The sequence below is a fragment of the Comamonas sp. BIGb0124 genome, assembly GCF_003752175.1.
Taxonomy (GTDB): domain Bacteria; phylum Pseudomonadota; class Gammaproteobacteria; order Burkholderiales; family Burkholderiaceae_C; genus Comamonas_F.
Genome location: NZ_RJVF01000009.1, coordinates 362,298 through 387,975, shown reverse-complemented (window position 1 = coordinate 387,975; position 25,678 = coordinate 362,298). Strand labels below are relative to the sequence as shown.

Sequence of the window (25,678 nt, the reverse complement as noted above, 5' to 3'; positions counted from 1 at the left end):
CGTCAGTCCTTGCGCTTGAGGGCATAGCCCGGCGGGCCCCATTCGCTGCGGCACTCCTCGAAGACACGGGCGCTGCACGTCCGGCAGACGGCTTCGTCGAGCTTGCCGTAGATGTCGTGAATGGCGGTCCGCTTGTCCGGGTAGACGTGATCGCTGCCCAAGCACTCGAGAAAGCCACTGCGGGTCCACAAATCGACCACCTGCGGCCTGGGCCGGTGGAAATACAGGTCGCCGCCCATCTTGCGGCGGGCCTGCAGTTCACCGGCCCACAGGTCGTTGCCAGCCACGTCGATGAAGTTCATGCTCTTGGCCATGACCAGCAGATGTTTCTGGGGATCGGGCTGCGCGCGCAAGTCGTGCAGGCGATCGGACACGTATTGCGTCGCGCCGAAATAGATCTCGCCCTCCATGCGCAGCAGCTTGAGCTGCGGGCATTCGGGCAAGGCGGCCGGATGGCCTTCGAGCACCTCGAAGCGGCGCGACAGGCCCATGCGATCGAAACCCATGCTGCGCATCATCGGATGCGAGGTGCGGTACAGGTAGACGATCAGCGAGACCATGGTGCCCAGCAGGATCGCGATCTCGAGGCGCAAGGTGAGCGTGGCCACCAGGGTCACGGCGGCGATGACGCACTCCCGGCGGTCCTGCCGCCACATCAGGGCCCAGCGTTTGCCGTCGAGCAGGTTCCAGGCCACCAGCAGCAGCAGACCCGCCACACCCGCCATGGGAATGAGGGCCAGTTGCGCCGACAGGGTCACCACCAGGGCCAGCAGCAGCAGCGAGGAAAAAACCGCAGCCAGCGGCGTGCGCGCACCGGCCTGCAGATTGGGCAGCGAACGGTTCACCGAACCGCACGACACGTAGCAGGAAAAGAAACTGCCCACGATGTTCGACAGCCCCTGTCCGCTGAACTCGCGGTTGACGTCGATGCGCTGGCCCGAGTATTGCGCCACGGCCTTGGCCATCGACACCGACTGCCCCAGGGCCACGATGGTCAGCGCAAACGACAGGCCCACCAGATCGGCCAGGCGGCTCCAGTCGGCCAGCGGCCAGCTCGGCTGCGGCCAGGGCGAGGGAATGGCGCCCACCGTGCGCACCGGCTTGGCCAGCAGCCAGCCGGCGTGCCATTCGGGCGTGTTGACGAAGACCGCCAGCAGCGTGCCGGCCAGCAGGCCCAGCAGCATCGCCGGCCAGCGCGGGCGCCACCAGCGCACGGCCACGGCCACGGCCAGCGTCAGCAAGGCCACGGCGACCGCGGCAGGCTGCAGCAGCGGCAGGTCGGCGGCCACCTCCTGCAGAACCTGCAAGGCACGATGTCCCACCACGTTGGTCAGGCCCAGAACGTCCTTGAGCGCATGGACCATGATCAGAAGCGCAGCGCCGTTCGTGAAGCCCATCAGCACCGATGGCGAAATGAAGTTCGCGACCGCCCCCAGCCGCAGCACACCGACCAGCCACTGCATCACGCCGACCAGCAGTGTCACCATCAGCGTCAGTTCGATGTAGGCATTGCTGCCCACCAGCGCTAGCGGACTGAGCATGGCGAACAGTGCCAGCGAATTGGCGTTGGTCGGGCCCGACATCACATGCCAGCTCGACCCCAGCAGCGCGGCAACGATGCACGGCACGATCGCGGTGTAGAGCCCATACTGCGGCGGCAGTCCGGCCAGCGCGGCGAACGCGATGCCTTGCGGCAGCACCAGCACGGCGCCCAGCAGGCCCGCCAGAAGATCGGCCCGCAACGTCTTCGGAGACACCCAGAACACCCACTGGCCCAGCAGGCGGGAACAGGCACGTTGCCACAGGGGCGCCATCGCGGCAGTGGAATCGGGGGTCGTCATGGCGAGAAACGGCCGGCCGGCGCACGAGCCGCCAGCCGGCAAGCAAGGTCGTTGTCGGTCAAGCGCCGATCATGCCAGACCCACCCTGCCGCGGCACGCACAATGGGGCAAGATCAGGGCAACACCGGATCGGCACGCGCCGTGCGTCCGCTCCGCGACCGCTTCTTCGCCCGCTACGTCCCGTCCCCTGGAGTCTTGTCTTGCGCCATTTCCTGTCGTCTCCATCGATCCTCCCTGCACAGCGACCGACACGCCGCCAGCTGCTGGCCGGCGGCCTGCTGCTGACCACGCTGGCAGCCTGCGGACGAGCCCAGGCCCCTGCACCGCTGCCCGCAAACGCCCGGGTACTGGCCTTGGGCGACAGCCTCACGGCCGGCCAGGGCGCGCCGCGCGAGCAGTCCTGGCCGGCCCGGCTGCAGGCTCTTTCGGGCTGGCGCGTGACCAACGCGGGCCGCAACGGCGACACCAGCTCGGGCGCGCTGGCACGGCTGCCCGGCCTGCTGGCGGATACGCGCTACGACGCCATCCTCATCGGCATCGGCGGCAACGACATGCTGCACAGCGTGCCGCGCGAGCAGACCCTTGCCAACCTCCGCGCCATGCTGGCACTGGCCCGCCAACACACGCGCCATGTGGCGCTGCTGGCGACCCCGCAGCCCGATATCTGGCGAGCCTCGATGGGCCAACTGCAGGATGCGCCCTTCTACGCGGAAATCGCCTCCGAGAGCGGCGTGTTGCCGATCCCCGATGTCTACAGCCGCACCCTGTCGCAACCGCGCCTGCGTGCCGACCAGATCCATGCCAACGCGCAGGGCTACGCCGAGATCGCCCAGGCCCTGTACGAAGCGCTCGGCGCAGCCGGCTGGCACCCCTGATCGCGCCATTCTGTCCGCAAGCGCTTTCTGATCGCCGCCCCCCCCCCCCCCGAGACCCATCCGAACACCCCGCCGTCATGTCCCACATTCGTCCACCGCAGCGCGAGGGCACCGTCACCGTCATCCGCCGCGAGCCGCTCACGGCCCACCTGCTGCGCCTGCATTTCCACGCACCCGATCTGGCCGGGCTGGAATTGCCCTACACGGCGCATGCACTGCGCCTGTGGTTCGGCGAGCCGACACCGCAGGACAAGAGCCACCGCCGCATCTTCACGCTGCGCCGGTTCGATGCCGCCACGGCCACATTGGCCCTCGATTTCCTGCTGCACGACGACGGCCTCGCCTCGCGTTGGGCCGGTGCCGCGCAGCCCGGCGATACGCTGGTGGCCAGCGGTCCGCGTTCAGGCCTGCAGTGGCCGCCGGAGGCTCGCTGGCTGCTGGCCGTGGTCGACGAAAGTGCCCTGCCGGCCCTGGCCTGCGTGATCGAAAGCCTGCCCGCGCAACGCATCGTTCATGCCGTGGTCCGCACCCGCCACGCCGCCGAGCAGGCCTATCTGCATCGTCTGCACCGGCAGCCGGGGCACGACCAGGTCCCGGCTGCCGCAGAGGACGCGGGTGCATGGCCGCAGCTTGTCCTCCACCCCATCGTGGCGGCTCCGGACGACGACCATGCCGCACATGCGCTGGGCACCGTGCTGGCCCACAACAGCTGGCCGGCGCAAGCCGGGCTGGCTTTCATCGCCGGCGAATCCAACTGGGTGAACACGGCCCGCAGCGCCGTCGAATCGCATGCCGCGCTCGGCGCGCTCCAGGTCCATGCGTCGGCCTACTGGAAACAGGGCCAGGCGGGACACGCCCATGGCTGATTCGGGCCACATCTCGAGCAGGGCCTGGACCCCTCACCCCTTCTTGCCGCTGCAGACGCAGAAAAGCCCGCAGACCGAGCGCCTGCGGGCTTGTTGCCGACTCTGGTGTTGCCGACTCCTGCGGGAGGGTCTGCAAAGACCCGTCCGTGCAAGCCGCCCGATTCAGAGGTCGATTACTGCTTGACCAGCACCAGTTGTCCCTGGCCGTCGAGGGGAATGCGCGAACCCGGATCGTGGTCCATGCGCACCTGGCGGACCTGGCCGTCCATCTCGTAACGCACGTTGTAGCCCACCAGCTTCTGGCTCTTGTTCTGAACCGTGTCGCAGCGCGTTTCGGTGGTCTGGTAGGTCGAGCGGTTCTGCATGCCTTCCTGCACCTTGTTGCCGGCATAACCGCCGCCCACCGCACCCGCCACCGTGGCCAAGGTACGGCCGCTGCCACCGCCGACCTGGTTGCCCAGCAGGCCACCTGCAACGGCGCCGAGCAGCGTGCCGGCCACCTGATGCTGATCCTGCACGGGCTTGCGCCGATTCACCGTCACTTCGCGGCAGACCTGCTGCGGGTTGGAAACCGCCTGGTGGATCGGCTCGGCGGCCACCACCTGCACGTGATCCGGCCGCTTGCTGGCCATCACACCGTAAGTCGCCAGCGCACCGCCTGCAGTCACGCCGATGGCGCCGATCACAGCGCCGATGATGAGCGATTTATTCATGATCATTCTCCGAAGATCCCCTCCAGTTCCTGCATGACGGGTCTACCCTTGGCAGGAACTCCGCGGCCTCGGCTTCGTGATGCATCGCACCCGTCGCCACCCCTGCCGCAGTGGGTGATGGTTCATGGACACCGGCCAACGTGCGCCGGTTCCCGGCCTTTCAAGCGGATGCGGCGCAGTCCTACACAAGCGGGAAACGCATGCAGGAGCCGTCAGCCCAGGGCCTGCGCCACCAGGGCGTGCCCGAACAGCACCCCGTCGCCCCGGGGCCGGCGCCCCCGGACCATGGCGGTGGTCACGCCGACCTGCGACAGTACCCTGTCGGCCAGCCAGCCGGCCATGACGGGATCGCCAGGCAGGTCGATGCGCACGAACTGCCCGGCAACCGAACCGAGCAGGCGATCGATCAAGGCCTGTGCCAGGACACGATCCGGGGCCACCACCGGGCCGATCACCAGGCCGCGCCCAAAGCGTCGCATGGCCGCAAAACCGCATGCACCCCGGCTGTCCTCGAGAACCATCGCCTGCACGGCTTCGGCGAGGCAATGGGCGATCAGCCTGCCGCGCGGAAAACCGCGTGCCGCTTCGTCCAGCACGGCCAGAGAAGGCGCTTCGCCAGGCCGGGCCTGCCGCAGGTGCCAGCCGTGCGGCAACGCGGCACCGGCGGCCTGGCGCGCCAGGCCCTGGTGCTGGTGAACCGTGCCGACCGGCTCGTAACCGAGTTTTTCGTAGAGCGGACGTCCCTCCTCGGTGGCATGGAGCATCAGCGCCCGATCGTCCAGGCCCTGCGCCAGGGCCTGCATCATGCGCCGGCCCCATCCTTGCCCGCGCCAGGCCGAGGCCACGATCACCACGCCGATCGAGACGGCCTGCTCACCCCAGGCCCAGCGCATGCCGACGGCGGCCAGGTCCTGCCCGTGGATCGCGGCACGGCCTTCGCCCAATTGCAGGAAGGCCTGCCAATCGGCCAGTCGATGCGGCCACTGCAGCGCATTCGACAGCGCCCACGCAGCGGGCAGATCCGGCTCGCCCAGGTCGCGCAAGGCCGTCGAATGGCATGGAGAGTCCGGCCACGCCGGGCCGGAGGAAGTCAGCGTCATCACAAAAGACCCATCAACACCGGAAGAGCCGGCAGCAGGGCCGACCCGGGAACCGGGCCTATGCTATCCGTTCGGGCGGGCGGGCCACCGATTCCCGCAGCTCGGCCTTGAGCACCTTGCCCGTGGCATTGCGGGGCAGGCTTGCGCGCAATTGCACGATGCGCGGGTACTTGTAGGCCGCCATGCGGGCCTTGCACCAGGCGACGAGATCGGCAGGCTCCAGCGTGCCGCCCGGTCGGCAGACGATGCAGGCGGCGACCTCCTCGCCCAGGCGCCCATGCGGCGTGCCGACCACGGCAGCCTGGGCTATGGCCGGGTGGGTGAGCAGCAATTCCTCGATTTCGCGCGGATAGATGTTGTAGCCGCCCCGGATGATCAGGTCCTTGGCGCGGTCCACGATGCGCAGCGGCCGGCCGGCATGCGCCTCGCCCTCCGCGCCGGCAGGCTGCGCACCGTTGCCCTCGCCGCCGCCGTCGTATTCGCCGATGTCGCCGGTGGACAGCCACCCATCCGCCAGCACATCGCGGGTGGCATCGGGACGCCGGTAATAACCTTTCATCACGTGGTGCCCCCGCAGTTGGACTTCGCCGCGTCCCGGCTCGCCCCCGGCTGCGGCAGCCCCCGGCCTCAGCCGGGTTTCCGTGCCGTACAGCGGGTAACCGACGGCGCCGGGCAGGCGCGGTGTATCGCCAAACGAGAACAGCGCCAGGGGGCTGGTCTCGGACAGGCCGTACCCTTCGAGCAGGGTGAGTCCGAACTGCTGTTCGAAGGCCTGGATGGCCGTCAACGGCAAGGCCGATCCACCACACATGCCCAGGCGCCAGGTGCCGGCGACCGCCGCCAGATCCACCGGACCACCCGCTGCATTTCCGGCATCGAGCAGAGCCAGGTACATCGCGGGCACGCCGGCGAACAAGGTCACGCCATGGTGTGCCAGGGCTTGCAGCGCGCGCAGGGGATCGAAGCGGGGCATCAGAACCATCTCGGCGCCGACCACCACCGCGGCATTCATCTGCAGCGTCTGCCCAAACGAGTGGAACAGCGGCAGCGCCACCAGATGCACGTCGCGGGAATCGGCCTTCTGCATCAGGCCGGAGTAGGCGGCATTCAGCGTCAGGTTGCTGTGGCTGAGCTCCGCGCCCTTGGGCGTTCCGGTCGTGCCCGAGGTGTAGAGGATCACGGCCGTATCCGTCTCCTGCGTCATCACGGTGTCGAACGTGGCGGGCATCGCAGCGATCCGGCTGCGCAGCGAGTCCGCGAGAAAGGCACCCGGCGTCTCCTCGTTCGCCGCGGGTGCCGGCGTCGCGCCCGCGTCCCGTTCGTCCCACTCCTCCGACCGGCCAGGCACGTCGTCGGCGATGGAGAGGAACAGCGCCTCGGGCTTGCCCAGGGCCTGCCACGCCAGACGGGCCTGGTGGCCGGTCTCCGTCTCGCCCCGGCCTTCGAGGCACAGCATCGCACGGACCTGCGCATCGTCGAGATGGTGCATGAACTCGCGGGTCTTGAACTGCGGATTGAGCGGCACCACCACCGCACCCAGCTTGAGGATGGCGTAGTAGCTCCACACGAACTCGGGGCGGTTGCTGCAGCACAGGGCCACGCTTTCGCCAGGACCGACGCCCAGGCGGCGAAGCAGATGGGCGGTGCGGTTGCTCAGCGCATCCAGCGTGCGGTAGCTGAGCGTGGTGCCGCACCAAGAGATGGCGGTGCGGTCGCCAAAGACATGGGCGCTGCGGCTGAGATGGGTGGCCAGATTGAGCATGGCTTCCTTTGCGATGAATGAACCGTCTCGGCCCGGGGACTCAGGCGGGATCCATGGCCTCTTCGTGACAGGCGTCGGCCGCCAGGGCTCTGCCCGAAGCCGGCTTCAGGCGAAACTGCTCGATCTGCTCGGCCAGATACTGGGCGTCGCCCGCAATGCCCGAGAAGCGCCCCGAGCCCCAGGTGTGCAGCCACGGCAGGCCCAGGAAATAAAGACCGCCGACCCCGGTCACGCCGCGCAGGTGGACGGGATGACCCCGCCCCGTGAACACGGGCGCATCCACAAACGAAAACCCGGGCATGAAGCCGATGCACCAGATCACGCTGGTGATGCCCGACTCCGCCAGGCCGAGCGTGGTGTGTTCCGTTGCGGGCTGCCAGACCGCTTCATAAGCCGTGGCAGCAGGCGCATCCAGGCCCTGCGCGGCGATGAACTTGTCGATGGAGGCGTTGATGCCGTTGTAGATGCGGTCGGCATCGTCGAGATGGCGGGCCAGGTCGGGACGGAACGTGAACGCACCGTCGTCGTAGCCGCTCAGCACGCCGTACAGCGCCATGCCGTCCTTCGCAAACTGCCGCAGGTCGATGTCGCGCCCGCCGTCCCGGCCGGTGACGTAGTGGTTGGTGTTGTCGCGCACGCCTTCGCGCAACGGGTGAGCCGTGACGGGCATGTCGTAGTAGCCCATGTCCGCCAGCCAGTCGACCACGTCCTTGCCCCGGTAGAAACGGGCGCAGCGCGGGGCATTGCCCACGGCGAGATGCACCTGGCGGCCGGCCAGATGCAGATCCTCGGCGATCTGGGCACCGGATTGCCCGCTGCCCACGACCAGCACCCCGCCCTCGGGCAACTGGGCCGGATTGCGGTAATCGGCCGAATGGACCTGCGTCACGGTGGCGGGCAGGCGTTCCGCGTAACGCGGCACCATGGGCACATGATAGCCGCCGGACGCCACCACCACCTGATCGGCCGTGTACAGGCCGCGGCTGGTCTCGACTTGCCAAGGGGCCTGGAGCTCGGGCTGCGAGACCCGCTGGACCTCGGTCATCTCGAGGGCCGGAGCGCGGACCTGCTCGACAAACCCCGCCAGCCAGGCGTTGATCTCGTCCTTCACCATGAAACCGTGCGGATCGTCGCCCCGATAGGGCCAGTCCGGCAGGTTGCACTGCCAGTTGGGCGTGACGAGGCTGAAGGCATCCCAGCGCTGGTCGTTCCAGGTGTGAACCAGTTTGTTTTTCTCGATCACGAGGTGATCGATGCGGCGCTGCTGCAGGTAGACGCTCAGGGACAGACCGGCTTGGCCGCCCCCCACGATGATGACGCTGTAGTGGCGAACGGCAGGGTCGAAGGTGCTGGAAGGGGTGGGCATGACGTTCTCTTCGGATGTGTGGGTGGAGGTCGGGGGAGTGGATGCCGCGCGACCCGAAGGTGCGCCGGGCGGTCCGTTGCAGTGCGCTCTCGGATCGGCCGCGTTGTCAGGGGCCGAATGCCGTCACCGTGACGCGGCTGTCGGGCCGGAACCCTGCAGCCAGGCTTTCGATCTCGGCCAGTTGGTCCAAGGCTTGCGAACAGGCGAATCCGTACTTGGCTCGGACCCTTTCGGAGGCGATGTTCAGGGCCTCCCGGACCTGGTCCAGAAAATCGCCGAGCGCGTATTCGCTTCCCGGCTGGAAATAGTCCTGAATGACCAGCGACGGTGAATAGCAGCGGGTTTCCTTCTGGTCCGGCCAGCGGACGGAAAAGTGCATGGCAGGCATGGCGTCAATCCTCTTTAAACGACTTTCTCATTGATGAATTCATGCGGCGTCGCATGCGACGGCGGATGCGCTGGCGCCGCACATCAGCAACCGCCGGTAGTGCGCCACGTGCTGGCGGGCACTGACATGCCAGTCGTAGTGATCGGCCAGACGGCGTGCGGTGGCCGCCGTCTCGACAGGGTCGTACCCGTCGAGGGCCTGGCTCAGGGCCTGGGCGATCGAGGACGGATCGAGGGGATCGGCCCAACGGGCATCCTGCGGCGCCAGGTAGTCGACGAAGGGCCGGATACGCGAAACGACCACCGGCGTTCCGCAGGCCAGCGACTCGAGCACCACCAGGCCGAATCCCTCGCGCAGAGAGGGCATGGCCGTGACGCTCGCCAACCGCATCAGGCCCGGCATGTCGGCATCGGGCAGCGGTCCGGTCACGACAACGGCCTGCCCTGGGCCTTGTGACAGGCCATGTTGCGCCAGGGCCTGCTGGAAATCCCGCGCCATGGCGCTGTGGTCGAGCAGGCTGGCCCCGCCGGCGACGACGAGCTGAGCTGCAGGCCGCGATGCGCGCAGTTGTGCGAATGCATGCAGCAGGCGGACGGTGTTCTTTCGTTCTTCGATGCCGCCGATGCACAGGACGACCTCCCCACCCGGCACCAGCCCCAGGCGCCGGCGCAACGCCCCGTCACCCGGACCGGGCAGCGGCCGGTAGCGCCGCAGGTCGACCCCGTTGCAGACCAATCCGCAATCGCGGCCCAGGCTGTGCCGCAGCCGCTGCTGCCACATGGGGCTGACGCACAGCACGGCATCGGCTTCGCGGTAGCCCCGTTCCTGCCATGTGGCCAGTTGGACGTCGTCGAAATGATCCAGGTGATGCACCGTGCGGACAAAATGGGGCACCAGGCCTTGCCCGCGCAGGTTGGCCAGCGCATTCGCGCCGATCGGATCCTGGGCATGGAAGATGTCGAACCGGCGGCGCTGGAGCAAGCCGCCCGGGCTCTTCAGATGCTGCTCGATGGCGTGGATGCGCAGGCCGATGTCGTCGGCGAGCCGGGCGGCGGGCTCGCCGGTCAGGAAGACACACTCGCTGTCACCGGCGACCGGGCGAAAGAACGTCTGGCCCGGCCGGGCCGGGGCAATCACGGTGACCGCGTGGCCTTGCGCTTGCAGGGCCTGGGCCAGTTCCAGGGTGTGCACCACGCCGCCCCTCGGATTGACGGAGTGGGTGAACAAGGCGATCGACAGGCTTTCAGTCATGGTGGACGCTCTCTGCTGCACGGATGAACGGTTGCTCGGCCCAATCCCACAGCGTGTCCGTATCCGAGCCGTGCTGCAGGCACAGGGCACTCGAAGCCTCCACGGTTCCGATGACCGCTGCGGCCAGGCCCCGTCCGGCAAAGGCCGCCAGGACCTGGTCGCGATGCCGGGGCCTCACGCTGAGCACAAAACCGAAGCTGGGGAAAGCCGTGAGCCAGCGCAGCAGTGCCACGCCGGGCGGGCGCGGAACGGCATCGAGCGACACCCGGGCTCCCACCCCGGAGCTCTCCAGCAGCATCAGTGCCGTGCCCAGCACGCCGGCCATGCTGATGTCCTTGGCGGCATCGCACAGGTCCGACTCGGCCAGGCGGGGCAGGATCTCGAGGTCGTCGCGCAGGCGCGCCGGAGGAGCCGATGTCGAGGCGTTCCAATACGGAAACGGATCCTGCCACTCGCCACGCAGATCCACCGCCATGACCAGATCGTCGCCGGGCTGCGCATTGAAGCTCGACAACAGCTTGCGGGCATGGCCGAGGATGGCCACGGCCAGTTGCGGCCGCTCGCTGCGGTTGTTGCTGTGGCCGCCCACCAGGGGCACGCCGTAACGTGCGGCGGCGCAGGCCATGCCTTCGAGCATCTCGCGGCCGGGCTCCATGCCCTGACTCCACAGCGCATTGACGACCGCCGTCGGGCGTCCGCCCATGGCATAGATGTCGCTGACGTTGACCATCACCGCGCTGTAGCCTGCAAACCAGGGCATGCGCACGATGAAGTCCTCGACCAGCCCTTCGATCGCCAGCAACTGGTGGCCGCCGTGGCCGTCCGGCAGCGCCGCGCAGTCGTCGCCGATCGGCACCGAGGTGCGGCCGAAGGGCGGCCAGTTTTCGGTGGCGGCAGCCTGCAGCGTGGAGACCACGCCGCCGATGTCGGTCTTGTGGGCAAAGCCCCGGCTGGCGCGCAGGTCCGCAATGAGTTCGGGCAAGCTGCAGTTCATGTGCGGCTCCGGGTGCGAGTGACAAAGCCGCTCAGCGCATCGTGGCAGGGCGGATAGGCGTCGAGATCGGCCTGCATTTCCAGATGGGGACGGCCGTGGATGGCCAGTTCCTGCCGCGGCTGCCAGCGCAGCTTCTCGAACATCGGCCCGTTCTGTGCCTGCACATGCGCCATGAAACGCTGGCAGCCTTGCGCATGGGCCCGGGAAACCGCCAGCCGGATCAGCGTGGCCCCCAACTGGCCCAGGCTGCGAAAGGCCGGATGCACGGCCAGCCGCGAGCCCCACCACACGCCCGGCGAGGCCTCGTGGATGCGAACGGTGCCCACCACCTGGCCGGCAATGCCGGCTTCGCAGGCCAGCGCCACCAGCAGTTGTGCCTGCGTGTCGACGGCATCGCGGTCGTCCTGCAGGAAGATGCCCTGCTCGATGCAGAAAACGGCCCGCCGCAAGGCCATTGCCTCGCGAATCTCGCAATCATGGATGGCCTGGCGCACCAGGTACTCGCAGGGCAGATAGGTGGCATGGGCCACGGTTTCTTGCACCGAGGCATCGAGCAGGCAGTTCATGGCGGATCTCCTTGTGGCTGCTTCAGCTTTCGTAGACCGACAGCGACGAGCAGGCGCCGCACTTGCCGCAGCCGGCCTTGATGTCCGCCGACCGCAGGCGCGCATCGGTCACCATGCGGCCCAGCGGTTCGAGGATGGATTTCATGAACTCGGGCGTCGGCGGCGCGTGGTCTTCCAGCGGTGTTCCGCTGATCGGAACGAAAGGCACGACAAACGGATAGACGCCGCGCGCCAGCAACTGCGTGCACATCTCGAGGATGGCATCGCGTGTGTCGCCCAGTCCGGCCAGGATGTAGGTGCTGACCTGGCCGCGTCCGAAGACCTGCACGGCGGCCTCGAAAGCGCTCATGTAGCGCGCCACGGGCACGCTGGCCTTGCCCGGCATGATGCGTTCGCGCACGGCGGGCGTCACGGTCTCCAGATGCATGCCCAGGGTGTCGATGCCGGCGGCGCGCATGCGCTCGAACCAGCGGTCGTCGTCCGGTGGCTCGCATTGGCCCTGGATGGGAATGTCGACGGCCGCCTTGATGGCGAACGCGCTGTCGCAGAGGATGGAGGCGCCGCGGTCGGTGGCGTTCGGTGTGCCGGTCGTCATCACCATGTGTTTCACGCCGTCGAGCAGGACCGCCATGCGGGCGACCTCGGCCAGCTGGTCGGGCGTCTTGCGGGCGATCGTGCGGCCGGCGGCCAGCGATTGGCCGATCGCGCAGAACTTGCACATCTTGCGCCGGCTTTCATACCGGATGCAGGTCTGCAGCACCGTGGTGGCCAGCACGTCCGAGCCATGCAGCGTGGCGATGTGCGAATAGGGCACGCCGTCGAAGGTCTGCAGCTTGTAGAACCGCGGCTGCCTGGGGAACGAAACACGGGCGATCGGGATGGTGCCCCGCGTGACCACGCTCACGCCCTGCGCGTCCGGTGCCTGCGCGGTGAACGGCGAGGACCAGGCCGACGACGTGTGCACGGGCACCATGATGGTATGGCCGTCGACCGTGACGGCCTTGTGGTCGGACGGACCGGCGCCGCCCTTGCGGCTGGCCGCGCCGGCCCCCGGATCAACCAGCCGCAGCCCGAAGGACTGCAACTCGGTCATCAGCTGTCGATTCGAGATGGCGCTGCTGGGGTTGTTCATGATGCTCTCCGGTGACGTGCGGAAACGGGTTGACGGGGCCTTGGGCTTCGGGGCCTGCGGCAGGCATGGCGAACATCGGCTGGGCCGGCCGATCGTTGACGGCGAGGCTCAGCAGCTCGGGCCGCGCGTAGTGGCCCACCGAATCCATCATGCGTTTGCGTTTGGTGATCAGCCCGAGGTCGAGGTCGGCGACGACCATGCCTTCGCCTTCGGTCAACGGTTCGGCCAGGTACTTGCCCTCGGGCGAGACGATGGCGCTGTGGCAGCCGCCGCGCAGCGCACGCTGCAGCCCGGGGTCGGGCGTGACGGACTGGATCTGCGCATCGGTCAGCCAGCCGGTCGCATTCACCACGAAGCACCCGGATTCGAGCGCGTGGTGGCGGATGGTCACCCCCATCTGCTCGGCGAAGATGGGGCCGACCAGCGAACCGGGAAACTGGGCGCAGTGGATTTCCTCGTGCTGCGCCATCAGCGCATAGCGGGCCAGCGGGTTGTAGTGCTCCCAGCACGCCAGGGCACCGACCCGGCCCACGGCGGTGTCGACGACCTTGAGGCCTGCCGCGTCGCCCTGCCCCCACACCATGCGCTCGTGATAGGTGGGTGTCAGCTTGCGCCGCTTGAGCCTGAGGCTGCCATCGGCATCGAAGATCAGTTGCGTGTTGTAGAGGCTGCCATGGTCGCGCTCGTTCACCCCCAGGACCACCACCATGCCGTGGCTGCGGGCAGCCTGCGCCACGGCATGCGTGACCGGGCCCGGAACGACCACGGCCTGCTCGTACAGCGCCAGGTGCGGCGCGCCCTGCTGGCAGGGCGGCAGCACGAACGAGAAATAGGGGTAGTAGGGCACGAACGTCTCGGGAAAGACGGCCAGTTGCACGCCCTTGCGGGCGGCGTCCTGCAGGGCCGCACACACGCGGTCGAGCGTGCCATCGGGACGATCGAAGTCCGGCGCGATCTGGATCGCGGCGGCACGGACGGAGCGCGGAGCGGCCATGGTTCGGGCTTTCCGGAAAAAGATCAGAGGGTCCAGGTGTCGAGGATGAAGGCGCCGGCTTTGCGGTGCAGCAGCACGACATCCAGCACATCGAGCGGATTGATCGGACGGATGCCTTCGATCAATGCCCCTTCACCGTGCCCATAAAGGGCTTGCAGCGCAAAACGGCAGGCGTAGACCTTGCCGCCTTCCGCGATGAACTTCGCGATCTGGTCGTTGAAGTTCAGGTGACCCGGGAATGCGGCATCGCCCAAGGTAGGGAAACCTCTTTTCACGCCCAGCGTGACCCCGGGTCCATACAGCAGGATCGAAGTCTCGAAACCCTTGCGCTGAAGCCGCGTGGCCTGCAGCAGGTTGACAAAACCGATCGAGCCTTCGAAGGCCACGGTATGGAAGGTGACCAGGGCCTTCTCGCCGGGCTCGGCCTTCACGTCCTCGAATACCTTTTCCTCGTAGTCGACCAGGAAGTCGCCTTTTTCGTTGGCAGGGCGCGTGACTTTGGGCATGGGGAATCTCCGTCAGGTTGATGAACGCGGCGGGTGCCGCTGGACACCGACGGTGTTGCATGCGATGTGCCAGAGATCGCGCAGAGCCCGCAGAAAAAAGCGATCAATCGGCGATCAAGCGCACCGCACGGGGCCCGTCGCGCCGCCGGCTTGCGACGCCATGCGGCCACCGCCTCCAGAACGTGGCTCGCCGGGCGAACAGCCGATGCGCAATCCATCGGCGACGCTGCGATCAATGCACGCAATCATTTCCACGCGTTGCACCAAACTGGCTGAATCCGCCTGTTTATCGGGCATGAAGGCGTCAGCGGCAGGGTCATTGATCGGCACGATGTTTGCAATCTATTGATTGCATGGGATGCGATCAATGCGACCGCCGCCCTGCCCGCATCCCGAACATTCAGGAGCTGCCCATGGTGACCACGCCCAGACATTGGCTCAAACGCATCCAGGAAGGCGCCAAGCCCGCCTACATCCTGATCGCGGAAGTGATTGCGGAAGACATCCACAAAGGCAGCCTGGCCGTGAGGGACCCGCTGCCGACGCTGCGCGACCTGGCGCGCGACCTGGGCCTGAACTACACCACGGTGGCGCGCGGTTATGCCGAGGCCCGCAAGCGCGGGCTCATCGACACCCATGTGGGCATCGGCACGGTGGTGCGCGGCAGTCACCCCGGCCTGCCGATACGGGCCGGCACCGGTGCGGCGATGACCATGAACTCGCCGCCCGAACCGGATGCGCCGCCGCTGCTGCAGGCCATGGCCGACAGCCTGCACGAGGTGATGTGCCCCCATGGCAAGCCCGCCCTGTACGACCTGCTGCGTTACCAGGATTTCGGCGGCAGCCACGAAGACCGCGAGGCCGGCGTGCAGTGGCTGCGCTCCCATCTGCCGCAATGCACGGCGGCCCAGGTCATGGTGGCCCCCGGCATCCATGGCGTGCTGCTGGCGCTGATGTCGCTGCTGGCCCGCCCCGGAGAAATCGTCTGCGTGGAGTCGCTCTGTTATCCCGGCATCAAGGCCATCGCCGCGCAACTGGGCGTGAAGCTGCAGGCCCTTCCGATGGACGGCGACGGCCTGCTGCCCGAGGCGTTCGAGCACGCCTGCAAGACGCTGTATCCGCGCGCCCTGATCTGCAATCCCACCATCCACAATCCGACCACGGCCACCCTGCCGCGCGAACGCCGCGAAGCGATCGCCGACATCGCGCTGCGCTACAGCATCCCGCTGATCGAGGACGACGCCTACGGCAAGCTCACCGACCGGAACCTGCCGACCCTGAGCAGCCTCGCTCCGGAGCTCACCTACTACATCAGCGGGCTGTCGAAGAGCCTGGGTGCGGGCCTGAGACTGGCCTACGTGCACGCCCCCAGCGAGATGCTCGGGCAACGGCTGGCCGGTGCACTGCGCGCCACGGCGGTGATGGCCTCGCCGATCACCGCCGCGCTGGCCACGCGCTGGATCGTCTCGGGCCTGGCCTACCGCATGCTCGATGCGATCCGCGCCGAGTCGGCCGCGCGCCAGGCCCTGGCCAGCCGCTACCTGCAGGATTTCGAGGTCCAGACCCATCCCGACGGCTTCCACCTGTGGCTGCAGGTGCCGCAGGCCCGCAGCGCCACCGAACTGGCGGCGTCTCTGCGTGCCCAAGGCGTGCCGGCCGTGGCCAGCGTGGCGTTCTCGACCGATGCCGATCCGCCGCCCGCCCTGCGCCTGTGCCTGGGCGGCCATGTCAGCCGCAACGACGTGCAGCAATCCTTGCGGGTGCTGGCCATTGCCATGGACCAGATGGGCCAGGGCTACAGCAGCGCGCTCTAGAGACCGGGGCCGGCGACCCTGCAGGCGCCCGTGTGCAGGCATGGTGCGCCGAACACGGTCGCCGAACGGGGCTTCAACGGCAGAACGGCCCGGTTGGCGACGAAAATAGCCCCTTGGCCCGCCCTCCCGGTGCATGCACATCCCTCTATGACCGCTCAAAAAGACAATACGCTCGCCGCCCGCATCAGCCGTGCCCTGGCAGAACAGATCATTTCAGGCTCGCTGGCGCCCGGAGTGAAGCTGGGGCAGGACAGGATCGCCGAGGAATTCGGTGCCAGCCACGTGCCCGTCCGGGAGGCTTTCAGACGCCTGGAAGCCCAGGGGCTGGTGGTCAGCGAACCGCGCCGGGGCGTGCGCGTGGCCGGCTTCAGCCTCGAAGAAGTCAAGGAAGTCGCGGAAATGCGCGCCGCCCTGGAAGTGCTGGCCCTGCGCCACGCCGCGCCCCACCTGACACCGGCGATTCTGGACGAGGCCGACGAGGCCAATCGGCGCTGCGACAAGGCCCCGGATGTGCAGGCCTGGGAAGAGGCCAACCGTTCGTTCCACCGGCTCATCCTGGCCCCCAGCAACATGCCGCGCCTGCTCAAGACCATCGACGATCTCCACTCGACCAGTGCGCGGTTCCTGCTGTCGGGCTGGCGCAGCGAGTGGGAGGCCCCCACCGACCGCGATCACCAGGCCATTCTGACGGCCTTGCGTGCGGGCCAGATCGATCGGGCCGCGACCGTGCTGGCCCGGCATGTGCAATGGATAGATAAAAAATAGATAAATTCAATTTCCAGGATTTAGAGCAACTTATCAATAAATGATATTTTTTACAAAAACTTAAAGAATGCATCCATTGCTCATTCGGTAATTTTTAGAGATAAATAAAATAATTTATCTATACTTTCGATCTTTCACGGAGATCGGAAATGCCTCTTTTTGCCTTGTCGCGTCGTTCCGGCGACGTCATCACCCCTTTGCGAACGCTGGCCACCGTCGTGGCCGGCGCAGGACTTCTCACGCTGGCCGCCAAGGTGCAGTTGCCCTTCTGGCCCGTCCCCATGACCCTGCACACGCTGGCCGTGATGGCACTGGCACTGGGCCTGCCCCCCCGACTCGCCGTGGCGGCTTTCATGGCTTACCTCGCAGCAGGCGCCTGCGGCTTGCCGGTGTTCTCGGGCTCGCCCGAACGAGGCATCGGCTGGGTCTACCTGATGGGCCCGACGGGCGGCTACCTGCTGGGTTACCTGGTGGCCAGCGGCCTCGTCGGACGGCTGGCGGCGTCTGATTCCAGCGGCATCCGGCGCCTGCTGGCCATGCTGGCCGGACTGCTGCCCGTCTATGTCCTCGGGGCAGCCTGGCTGGTGCGCTTTGTCCCCTTCGATCAGGTCCTGGCCCTGGGCGTTACGCCTTTCCTGCTGGGCGATCTGGCCAAGGTGCTGGTGCTGGCCGCCGGCTGGCCCCTGCTGAGCCGCGGTGCGGACTGGTTCCGGAGCCTGCGGTCATGAGCCGGCTCGACGGCGTGCTCAGACACGACTGGACGATCGACGAGATTCGCGCCCTGCACGACCTGCCCCTGCTGGAACTGGTCGGTCGGGCCAACGCCGTGCACCGCCGGCACCACGATCCGAACCAGGTCCAGAAAGCCAGCCTGCTGTCCATCAAGACCGGCGGCTGCCCCGAGAACTGCGCGTACTGCCCTCAATCGGCCCACCACCGCGAGGTCGAACTCGACCGCGACAAGCTGATGAACCCGGCTCAGGTGGTCGCCATGGCGGCCACCGCACAGGCCGCCGGGGCGGAGCGTTTCTGCATGGGTGCCGCCTGGCGGCAGGTGCGCGACGGCGCGGAATTCGATGCGGTTCTCGAGATGGTGCGCGGCGTGCGCGGCCTCGGCATGGAGGCCTGCGTGACACTGGGCATGCTGCAGCCGCACCATGCCGCACAGCTGGCGGAGGCGGGCCTCACCGCCTACAACCACAACCTGGACACCAGCCCGGAGTACTACCCGCAGATCGTCGGCACCCGCACCTACGGCGAACGGCTCGACACGCTGGCATCCGTGCGCTCACACGGAATCGACCTGTGCTGCGGCGGCATCATCGGCATGGGCGAAAGCGTGCGCGACCGCGCCTCCATGCTGCACGTGCTGGCCACCATGACGCCCCATCCCGAAAGCGTTCCGCTCAATGCCCTGGTGGCGGTGGCCGGCACGCCGCTGGCGGATCTCCCGCCCATCGATGGACTGGAGCTGGTGCGCATGGTCGCCACGACGCGCCTGGTCATGCCCGCTTCCACGGTACGGCTGTCGGCCGGACGATCGCGACTGAGCCGCGAAGCACAGATCCTGTGCCTGGTCGCGGGCGCCAACTCGCTGTTCTACGGCGACACCCTGCTGACCACGCCCAACGCCGGACTCGGCGAGGACGGCGAACTGTTCGCGGCCCTTCGAGCCCTGCCGGGCGCACCCGAGACAACGCCTGCTGCTGCGGCCCGGCCCCGCCGCACCGTGCTCATGGCGACGGCACAGGCCTGAACGACGCCCACCGGCCCTGCCGTCCGGTGTCGCCGCAAAGCCTCACTCGGCCTTGATGTTGGCCGACCGCGCCAGCTCGACATACCGTGCGCTGTCGGTCTTGATCAGCTTGGCGAGATCGGCGGCATTGCCCTTGTAGGGCTCGACCCCTGCATTCGAGAGATTGGACTGCACGGCCTTGTCGTCGAGGATCTTCTGGACGTCGGCGGCAATCCGGCTCACCACCGCCGCAGGCAGATTGGCCGGTCCCATCAGGGCATACCAGATCGCGAAATCGAAGGGCTGGAGCCCCTGCTCCTCGAAGGTGGGGGTATCGGGCAGCAGGTTGTAGCGCTGTGCGCTGGAAACGCCCACCACTTTCAGCCTGCCGGTCTTGGCATAAGGCGCGACCAGGTTGGCACTGACGATGGCCATGGGGATCTGCCCGCCCAGCACATCCGAGACGGCAGGCGCGCAACCCTTGTAGCCGGCATGCACCGCAGCGATGCCCGTCTTCTGCTTGACCAGCTCCATCACGAAGTGCTGGGGCGTTCCGATGCCGCACGATCCGTAGCTCAGCGATTCGGGCTTGGCCTTGGCCGCGGCCAGCAGCTGCTCGACGTTGCCGATGCCTGCCGAGGGATGGGCGGCCAGCGCAATGGGCGTGATGCCCAGCAGCATGATGGGCGTCAGGTCCTTCTCGGCGTCGTAGGGCAGCTTGCCGTAGACCCCGAGGTTGGTCACCATGGTGCTGTTCTGCAGCAGCAGCGTGTAGCCGTCAGGCGCGGCACGCACCACCTCCTGCGTGCCGATGTTGCCCGATGCGCCGGCCTTGTTGTCCACCACCACGCCCTGGCCCCAGGCCTTGGAGAGATCGGCGCCGATCTGGCGGGCCAGGATGTCGGAGCCGCCGCCCGTGGCATAGGGCACCACGATGCGGACGGCTTTGGAGGGATAGGTCTCGGCCAGCGCGCCGGCGCCGACGCCGACCAGGCTCAGGGCGGCGAGGGTCGAAGCAAGGATCTTGAAAGTCATGGCGTTGTCTCCGGGTTGTTGTCTTGGGGTCTTCGTCTGCGCGATGCGCGATGCGCCGATGCGGCCTGCGCGGGATGCAGGCCGCCTGCCGATTGGGTCTCAGCGGTCGAGGTCGATCTCGCCGAGGCGGCGCACCCAGAGGCTCCACGAACGCGGCAGTTGCCCGTCGTTCATGTCCGAGGACAGCTGGGCCTCTTCGGCATTGAGGAACGTGATCTCTCCCAGCGCCTGCGCGCCGAGCTGCAGCTTGGCGTTCACTTCGGCATAGATGGCGCGGTAGACCACCTGCTGCAACGAGGTGCCGACCACCGTCGAGCCATGGCCGCGCATCAGCACGCAGCTGTGGCGCCCCAGCGAGCGGGCCAGCGCGGCACCGAGGTACGAACTGCTGATGAGCATGTCGGTGTTGCCGCCGGCCTCGCGGATCTCGAAGTGGGCCGAGCCCTCGCCCAGGAAACCCGACATGTGGAAGACCGGCTTCAGCGCGTTGTGCGTGATGGCGAAAGGAATCACGCTGGGCGAGTGGCTGTGCACCACCGCCATGACATCGGGGCGCTCGCGGTAGATCTCGGCATGGATGAAACGCTCGAGGTAGGGCCGCTCCTTCTGGTCCGACAGCGTGTTGCCGTCGAAGTCGTAACACGTGATGTCCTGGCGCCGGACAAGGCCCGGTGCCCGGTTGCACGACAGCAGGAACACACCGGGCTCCGTGGGATGGCGGACGCTGGCATGCCCCAGGCCATCCACCACGCCCTGGTCATAGAGAATGCGATTGGCCAGGACGAGCGGGTCGACAAGATCTGCAGGGACGGCGAGGGACATGATGGTGCTTTCGATGAAGGAAGGAAGCGGTCCGCAGTTGCGGGAAGGGATGGGCAGGGGTGGACGACGGCACAACCGGAACCCTCGAAGGTCCGGCGTGCCGCGTGCATCGCAAGGCGCCTGGAAAAGGACACGTCACGTCAATCCAGCATGAATCGCCGAAAGAAAGCGGCGAGCTCGGCATGGGCGGCAAGCGGCAGGACATGCGCGACGTACTGGTCGGGACGCACCACGACCAGCGCCCCTTGCGCCCGGTCGATGCCGCGCAGATCGAAGACGTCGGGACCGTGCTTGAAATCCGGGCAGAACACCTTCTCGTAGTCCCGCAGGCCGAATCGGCCCTTGGGCGGCAGCAACAGGCCGGGCAGATGGTCGATGGCCACCTCGGTGTGCCTTTGCTGAAAGATCGCCAGCACATCGAAGACCGCATCGACATCCTGGCCGGGACGCGTATGGCGACGAACAGGCGAATCATGCGACTGCGACAGGAACTCGCACAAGGCGTGAATGCCCGCCTGCCTGTCCTGCAGATCGTTCGCGCCGGCGAATGCATACAGCCGCCAGCGGCCATCGGCCTTGCCCGCGTGGCCCAGGTGCACCGGTCGGGCATCGCTGACCCGCAGCACGGGTGCCGAATGCAGGCGTGTACCGATCACGAAACCGGTGGCCAGATTCTGGTGCGTCGATTCACCGCAGATGAGCGAGGGGCGGTAATGCGTGCCGACACCGGCCGTGAATCGGCCATGCTGTTCGAAATAAGCCTGGAACGCCTTGGGGTCCACGCCCGCAGCGGCGCCGCCCTCTTCCTCGTGGCGCGGCCGGTCGCTGAACATCCGGGCCCACTCGCGATCGAAATCGATCAGCTCCTGCGCGACCACCTGCCGCTCCTCGGAATAGGTATGCAGCAATTCCGGCCTGGCCTGACCCCGCAGCACCGCCGCCAGTTTCCAACCCAGATTGAAGGTATCCTGCATCGAGAAGTTCATGCCCTGACCCGCCTTCGGGCTGTGTGTATGGCAGGCATCGCCGGCAATGAACACGCGCGGAAAACGCTCGCCCGTCCCGACTCCCGGCACGTCGTCGTATTTGTCGCAGATGCGCTGGCCGATCTCGTAGACCGACCACCACGGCACCTCCTTGACCGCCAGGGTGTAGGGCGAAAGGATGCGCTGCGCCGCCTCGACGAGCTGATCGGACGTGATGTTGCGGCTGGCCACACGCTCGGCCTCGCCCAGCTTGTCCATCTCCACATAGAAACGCACCAGGTGGCCGCCTTCGCGTGGAATGATCAGCAGGTTGCCATGGGCCGACTGTATGGCCACCTTGTGGCGGATATCGGGAAAGTCGGTGACGGCGAGCACGTCCATCACGCCCCAGGCATGGTTGGCCGAATCGCCCACGAGTTGCCGGCCGATGGCTTTGCGCACGCCGCTGCGCGCACCGTCGCAGCCGACGGCATAACGCGCCTTCACCGTCTCGACCTCGCCCTGGCGAGGGCCGGCCAGCCGCTCCAGCCGGACGGTGACCGGATAGTCCGCGGCCTGTGGATCGATCTCGATGTCGACGACCCGCCTCGCATAGTGCGGCTCCAGCCGGTTCGGCGCGTTGCGCATGCGCTCCAGATAGAAGTCATGCACCCGCGCCTGGTTCAGCACGACATGCGGGAACTCCGACAGGCCGTCTTCCGTGTCCTGCACCCGGCCATGGCGGGCGATGGCATCCGGATTCCGCTCGTCCGGTTTCCAGAACGTCACCTCGTTGATCCAGCAGGATTCCTGGAGCACCCGTTCGCTGAAACCGAAGGCCTCGAACATTTCCATCGTCCGGCAGGCGATGCCGTCGGCCTGGCCCAGTTGCAACGGGCCGTCCTTCTGCTCGACGATGCAGGTGTGGATGTCCGGAAAGGCCGCCAGCTGCGCCGCCAGGGTCAGCCCGGCGGGACCGCAGCCCACGATGAGCACATCGACCTGGGATGGCGTGGCATCGCCGTCGTGCAGCGGCGCGTGGGGATTGGCGACGGAGACCCGGGGGTCTCCCGGTCTGAACCCATCGAAATGGAACTGCATGGAACGTCCTTCAGCAAACTGTTTTATTGAAAAGCACACATATCATCAGCATGCTGATCATTTTGCAATGAGACAATCACGGCACACAACAAGGGTTAACCATGGCGAGCGAGATCGATTTGAAGTTTTCCACCCTGTCCCCCAGCCTGGAGCTGGAGAACTACCCGGGTCACAGCATCCGGCGTCTTCAGCAGATCGCCGTCGCCGTCTTCATGCAGGAAACCGAGGCTTCGGCCGTCACACCGGTGCAGTTCGCGGTGCTCCGCACCGTCGCCGATCAGCCGGGCATCGACCAGCGCACGCTGGCCCGCTCGGTCAGTTTCGACACCTCCACGATCGGCGGCGTCATCGACCGGCTGGAGGCCCGGGGTCTGCTCAAACGGAGTTTTTCAGCGCAGGACCGGCGCGTCAGGCTGCTCAATCTCACCCCCGACGGCAGCGCGTTGCTCGATGCCGTGATTCCCCCTGTGCTGCAGGCGCAGGACCGCATGCTGGAGCCGCTGTCGGCAACCGAGCGCCAGGCATTCATCCGGCTGATGAAGAAGGTCATTGCCCATCACGAGCAATCCGGTTCGGCCGCCGACGCCGGTTCGGAAAAAGACTGAGGCCGAGATCCGCACACGGGGCCGGGCGGTGTTTCGGCAGGCTCGGCATCACTGCCCGCCCGACAGCGCCTTGACTTCGAGCCGCATGTCGTGAACCAGCTTGCCCACCGTCCCGGAGTCCATCAGGCTGCTCAGCCCCACGGCGACGATCGTGTGCGTGAGCTGGCCGGCCGAACCGAAACAAGGCAGCGCCACGACACTGAGGCCCCGCACGAAATGGTCGCGGTCCAGGGCCCACTGCTGTTCCCGGGCCAGCTTGACCTCGTCCTTCCAGCGCGCAAAGGTCGGCGCATCGTCCCATTGGATCGCCGAAAAGATCTTCTTGAGCTTGGCATCGGTGTAGTCGCCCTGGGCGGCGACCAATCTGCCGGTTGCACTCACCAGACTCGAGAATTGACTCCCCACATCCGTATGCAGCCGGAAAGGCTGATTCGACTTGGACAGCGCCAGCACGATGACGCTGTGATGCGACGTCACCTCGACACCCATGGCGGTCACGCCGTGTGCCGTGGCCAGGCGATCGAGACCCGGCTGCACCCGGCTGGCGAAACTGCCGCCGTCCAGAACGCTTCGGGCCAGGCTGATCATGCCGGCGGCCAGCGAATAACGCTTGGTCGCAGGCTCGATCTGGACCAGGTTCTCTTCGACCAGCACCCGCAGGATGTGCAGGCATGTGCTCGGCACCAGGCCCAGCCGGTCGGCGATCGCTTTCACGCCCAGCCCCGGCCTGGCCTCGCCGAGCAGCCTCAGGATGGCGATCGAGCGACTCACCGCGGGGACCGGACGCACCCTGACGTCCTTCGCTTTCGTTGGCCCATCAACTGGCATATGGCTCGCTGTCTGTTGGCGACGACGTTTCGTCGGTGCAACGAGCTTACCCGAAGCCGGCGGGCCCCACGGCATCCACGGGGGGGCATGCAGGTTCATGCCGATGGCCCCGACTCGATCGCCTCGGGTCGTTTCGGCTGGACGATCTTCATGATGGCCTGCGCCTGGAAAACAGGGACCTCGCCGACGGCTGCGCAGGCATGGAGAAACACCAGGCCGCGGGTGCGTTGGCGCACGGCCGCCCTCACCTCGACGAAACTCAGCGGCGCCACTGCGCCGACGAAATGCCCGTCCAGTTGAAGGGTGAGACAGGGTATGCGGCCGCACGCCTGCCAGGCCACGGTGCTCACGGCATGGTCCACCAGCGTGAGCAGCGCGCCGCCGTGAAGAACCCCGGCCGGATTCAGATGCCGCGATGTCGCCAGCATGCCGTAACCCCACTCGCCGTCTTCCCGCCGCGTCCAGAGCGGTCCGCAGGCGTTGAGGAATCCGGTGGAATCGTGCCGCCGCCAGCCGTCCGCATACAGCTTGGCCTCGAGTTCCCGGACCGCCCCGGGCTCTGCGTTTTCTCGTGAAGGCGTCATGGCGGCCACTCAGTCGACCTTCAGGCCCGCAGCGGAAATCACGCCCTGCCACTTGGTCCGCTCCTGCTTGCCGAAGGCACTCAGCGTCTCGGCACTGCCGCCTGCCGGCTCGAAACCGAACTCGAGCAGCTTCTGCCGCGTCTCGGGTTTCGACAAGGCTCGGTTGAAGGCCGCATTGAGTTTGCCCACGATCTCCTTGGAAGTGCCCTTGGGAGCGTAGAGCGCGTTCCAGGCGATGACCTCGAAACCCGAGAAGCCCTGCTCGGCAATGGTCGGAACCCCGGGCATCAGTGGGCTTTCCTGCTTCGAGGTCAGCGCCAGCGGCCTGATTTTTCCTGCGGCGATATGGGGCCGCAGGCTGGTCGGGGTGTCGACGATCGCGGGCAACTGGCTCCCCATGAGGTCGGTGATGGCCGCGCCCGATCCCTTGTAGGGCACACCGAACAGCTGTGCGCCCGAGGTCTCCTTGAGCAGTTCGACCACCAGCCGCGCGCTGGTGCTGGGCATCGCGATGTCGGCCGCCCTGGGCTTGGACTTGACCGCGGCCAGCAACTGCTGCACGGTCGTGAACGGCGAATGCTGCTCGACGGCCAGCACCATGGGAAAGGTGCCGACCATGAGGATGGGCTCGAAATCGTTGGCGGGGCTGTACGACAGATTGGAATAGAGGAACTCGTTGAGCACATGCGTGGCATTGGTTCCCATGGTCAGCGTGTAGCCGTCCGGCGCCGATTTGGCGGTCATGTCGGTGCCGAGATTGCCGCCGGCGCCCGGCCGGTTGTCGATCACGATGGGCTGGCCGAGATCCCGGCCGACCTGGTCGGCCAGATAGCGGGTGGCGATGTCGGTTCCCTGCCCGGCGGGATAGGCCACGATGATTCTTATCGGCCGCGATGGATAAGTCTCGGCATGAAGCACGGGGGATGCGAATAGGCATGCCGCACAGGCCACTGCAAGTGTCATCAGTCTCATGTCTGTCTCCATATCGTTTGTTGTGCGAACTTCTCCGGTTCGCAGGCTTTCGTGTCCAGGCCGGACCGAATCCGCCGCAGAGGAAAGCCGAGAGTGCC

25 protein-coding genes are annotated in these 25,678 nt (G+C 67.1%); 7 read left to right on the top strand and 18 right to left on the bottom strand.

What is annotated here, in order from left to right:
• Window positions 1-2 precede the first annotated feature (2 nt).
• Window positions 3-1,841, bottom strand: a complete 1,839-nt coding sequence (locus EC845_RS07965) for a SulP family inorganic anion transporter (RefSeq protein ID WP_123297984.1) — start codon at window positions 1,839-1,841, stop codon at window positions 3-5.
• 200 nt (window positions 1,842-2,041) lie between these two features.
• Between EC845_RS07965 and EC845_RS07960 the strand changes: the two genes are divergently transcribed.
• Window positions 2,042-2,716, top strand: a complete 675-nt coding sequence (locus tag EC845_RS07960; protein ID WP_233597986.1) for a GDSL-type esterase/lipase family protein — start codon at window positions 2,042-2,044, stop codon at window positions 2,714-2,716.
• A 77-nt stretch (window positions 2,717-2,793) separates the two neighbouring features.
• Window positions 2,794-3,582, top strand: coding sequence for a siderophore-interacting protein (locus EC845_RS07955; RefSeq protein ID WP_123296921.1), 789 nt, complete (start codon window positions 2,794-2,796; stop codon window positions 3,580-3,582).
• 173 nt (window positions 3,583-3,755) lie between these two features.
• On the opposite strand, the gene EC845_RS07950 is transcribed toward EC845_RS07955, so the two are convergent.
• The 11 genes from EC845_RS07950 to EC845_RS07900 form a co-directional block, all read right to left on the bottom strand.
• Complete coding sequence (locus EC845_RS07950; protein ID WP_123297982.1) at window positions 3,756-4,295, bottom strand: glycine zipper 2TM domain-containing protein; 540 nt, start codon at window positions 4,293-4,295, stop codon at window positions 3,756-3,758.
• A gap of 212 nt (window positions 4,296-4,507) precedes the next feature.
• Window positions 4,508-5,395 (bottom strand): GNAT family N-acetyltransferase, encoded by an 888-nt coding sequence (locus EC845_RS07945; RefSeq protein WP_123296919.1) that lies wholly within the window; start codon window positions 5,393-5,395, stop codon window positions 4,508-4,510.
• 58 nt (window positions 5,396-5,453) lie between these two features.
• On the bottom strand, window positions 5,454-7,157 hold the full coding sequence (locus EC845_RS07940; RefSeq protein WP_123296917.1) for an AMP-binding protein: 1,704 nt from the start codon (window positions 7,155-7,157) through the stop codon (window positions 5,454-5,456).
• 40 nt (window positions 7,158-7,197) lie between these two features.
• On the bottom strand, window positions 7,198-8,523 hold the full coding sequence (locus EC845_RS07935; protein ID WP_123296915.1) for an MSMEG_0569 family flavin-dependent oxidoreductase: 1,326 nt from the start codon (window positions 8,521-8,523) through the stop codon (window positions 7,198-7,200).
• Window positions 8,524-8,629: 106 nt separating this feature from the next.
• Window positions 8,630-8,911 (bottom strand): MSMEG_0570 family nitrogen starvation response protein, encoded by a 282-nt coding sequence (locus EC845_RS07930; protein WP_123296913.1) that lies wholly within the window; start codon window positions 8,909-8,911, stop codon window positions 8,630-8,632.
• 39 nt (window positions 8,912-8,950) lie between these two features.
• Window positions 8,951-10,162: an MSMEG_0565 family glycosyltransferase gene (locus EC845_RS07925; RefSeq protein ID WP_123296911.1), complete on the bottom strand. Its 1,212-nt coding sequence runs from the start codon at window positions 10,160-10,162 to the stop codon at window positions 8,951-8,953.
• Window positions 10,155-11,156: a sll0787 family AIR synthase-like protein gene (locus EC845_RS07920; protein ID WP_123296909.1), complete on the bottom strand. Its 1,002-nt coding sequence runs from the start codon at window positions 11,154-11,156 to the stop codon at window positions 10,155-10,157. Before EC845_RS07920 ends, EC845_RS07925 begins: the two co-directional genes overlap by 8 nt.
• Complete coding sequence (locus EC845_RS07915) at window positions 11,153-11,722, bottom strand: MSMEG_0567/Sll0786 family nitrogen starvation N-acetyltransferase (RefSeq protein WP_123296908.1); 570 nt, start codon at window positions 11,720-11,722, stop codon at window positions 11,153-11,155. Before EC845_RS07915 ends, EC845_RS07920 begins: the two co-directional genes overlap by 4 nt.
• 22 nt (window positions 11,723-11,744) lie before the next feature.
• A complete protein-coding gene (locus EC845_RS07910; RefSeq protein WP_123296907.1) occupies window positions 11,745-12,815 on the bottom strand; it encodes an MSMEG_0568 family radical SAM protein in 1,071 nt (356 codons plus the stop codon).
• Window positions 12,778-13,848, bottom strand: coding sequence for a Nit6803 family nitrilase (locus EC845_RS07905; RefSeq protein ID WP_123296905.1), 1,071 nt, complete (start codon window positions 13,846-13,848; stop codon window positions 12,778-12,780). Before EC845_RS07905 ends, EC845_RS07910 begins: the two co-directional genes overlap by 38 nt.
• Before the next feature lie 23 nt (window positions 13,849-13,871).
• Window positions 13,872-14,354, bottom strand: coding sequence for an MSMEG_0572/Sll0783 family nitrogen starvation response protein (locus EC845_RS07900; RefSeq protein ID WP_123296903.1), 483 nt, complete (start codon window positions 14,352-14,354; stop codon window positions 13,872-13,874).
• Between the two features lie 413 nt (window positions 14,355-14,767).
• Between EC845_RS07900 and EC845_RS07895 the strand changes: the two genes are divergently transcribed.
• The 4 genes from EC845_RS07895 (at window position 14,768) to bioB (ending at window position 18,689) form a co-directional block, all read left to right on the top strand.
• The gene (locus EC845_RS07895) at window positions 14,768-16,168 is read left to right on the top strand and encodes a PLP-dependent aminotransferase family protein (protein ID WP_123297980.1); all 1,401 of its coding nucleotides are present in this window, start codon (window positions 14,768-14,770) and stop codon (window positions 16,166-16,168) included.
• Window positions 16,169-16,315: 147 nt separating this feature from the next.
• The gene (locus EC845_RS07890) at window positions 16,316-16,933 is read left to right on the top strand and encodes a GntR family transcriptional regulator (RefSeq protein ID WP_123296901.1); all 618 of its coding nucleotides are present in this window, start codon (window positions 16,316-16,318) and stop codon (window positions 16,931-16,933) included.
• 149 nt (window positions 16,934-17,082) lie between these two features.
• On the top strand, window positions 17,083-17,661 hold the full coding sequence (locus tag EC845_RS07885; protein ID WP_123296899.1) for a biotin transporter BioY: 579 nt from the start codon (window positions 17,083-17,085) through the stop codon (window positions 17,659-17,661).
• Window positions 17,658-18,689, top strand: a complete 1,032-nt coding sequence (gene bioB / locus EC845_RS07880) for a biotin synthase BioB (protein ID WP_123296897.1) — start codon at window positions 17,658-17,660, stop codon at window positions 18,687-18,689. The genes EC845_RS07885 and bioB overlap by 4 nt, the downstream gene beginning before the upstream one ends.
• A 42-nt stretch (window positions 18,690-18,731) precedes the next feature.
• Here bioB and EC845_RS07875 read toward each other — a convergent pair whose 3' ends face one another.
• From EC845_RS07875 to EC845_RS07865, 3 genes are all read right to left on the bottom strand, one after another.
• A complete protein-coding gene (locus EC845_RS07875; protein ID WP_123296895.1) occupies window positions 18,732-19,703 on the bottom strand; it encodes a tripartite tricarboxylate transporter substrate binding protein in 972 nt (323 codons plus the stop codon).
• Between the two features lie 99 nt (window positions 19,704-19,802).
• Window positions 19,803-20,525: a class II aldolase/adducin family protein gene (locus tag EC845_RS07870; RefSeq protein WP_123296893.1), complete on the bottom strand. Its 723-nt coding sequence runs from the start codon at window positions 20,523-20,525 to the stop codon at window positions 19,803-19,805.
• Between the two features lie 140 nt (window positions 20,526-20,665).
• Window positions 20,666-22,591 carry an FAD-binding monooxygenase gene (locus EC845_RS07865; protein WP_123296891.1) on the bottom strand — a complete coding sequence of 642 codons (1,926 nt, stop codon included), beginning with the start codon at window positions 22,589-22,591 and terminating at the stop codon, window positions 20,666-20,668.
• Window positions 22,592-22,692: 101 nt separating this feature from the next.
• Here EC845_RS07865 and EC845_RS07860 point away from each other — a divergent pair, with 101 nt between their 5' ends.
• Complete coding sequence (locus EC845_RS07860; RefSeq protein WP_123296889.1) at window positions 22,693-23,196, top strand: MarR family winged helix-turn-helix transcriptional regulator; 504 nt, start codon at window positions 22,693-22,695, stop codon at window positions 23,194-23,196.
• 48 nt (window positions 23,197-23,244) lie between these two features.
• Here the strand turns inward: EC845_RS07860 and EC845_RS07855 are convergent, their stop codons facing one another.
• The 3 genes from EC845_RS07855 to EC845_RS07845 form a co-directional block, all read right to left on the bottom strand.
• Complete coding sequence (locus EC845_RS07855) at window positions 23,245-23,967, bottom strand: IclR family transcriptional regulator (RefSeq protein ID WP_233597985.1); 723 nt, start codon at window positions 23,965-23,967, stop codon at window positions 23,245-23,247.
• A gap of 152 nt (window positions 23,968-24,119) precedes the next feature.
• Complete coding sequence (locus tag EC845_RS07850; protein WP_123296887.1) at window positions 24,120-24,608, bottom strand: PaaI family thioesterase; 489 nt, start codon at window positions 24,606-24,608, stop codon at window positions 24,120-24,122.
• 9 nt (window positions 24,609-24,617) lie between these two features.
• Window positions 24,618-25,481 (bottom strand): tripartite tricarboxylate transporter substrate binding protein, encoded by an 864-nt coding sequence (locus tag EC845_RS07845; protein ID WP_233597984.1) that lies wholly within the window; start codon window positions 25,479-25,481, stop codon window positions 24,618-24,620.
• Window positions 25,482-25,678 lie beyond the last annotated feature (197 nt).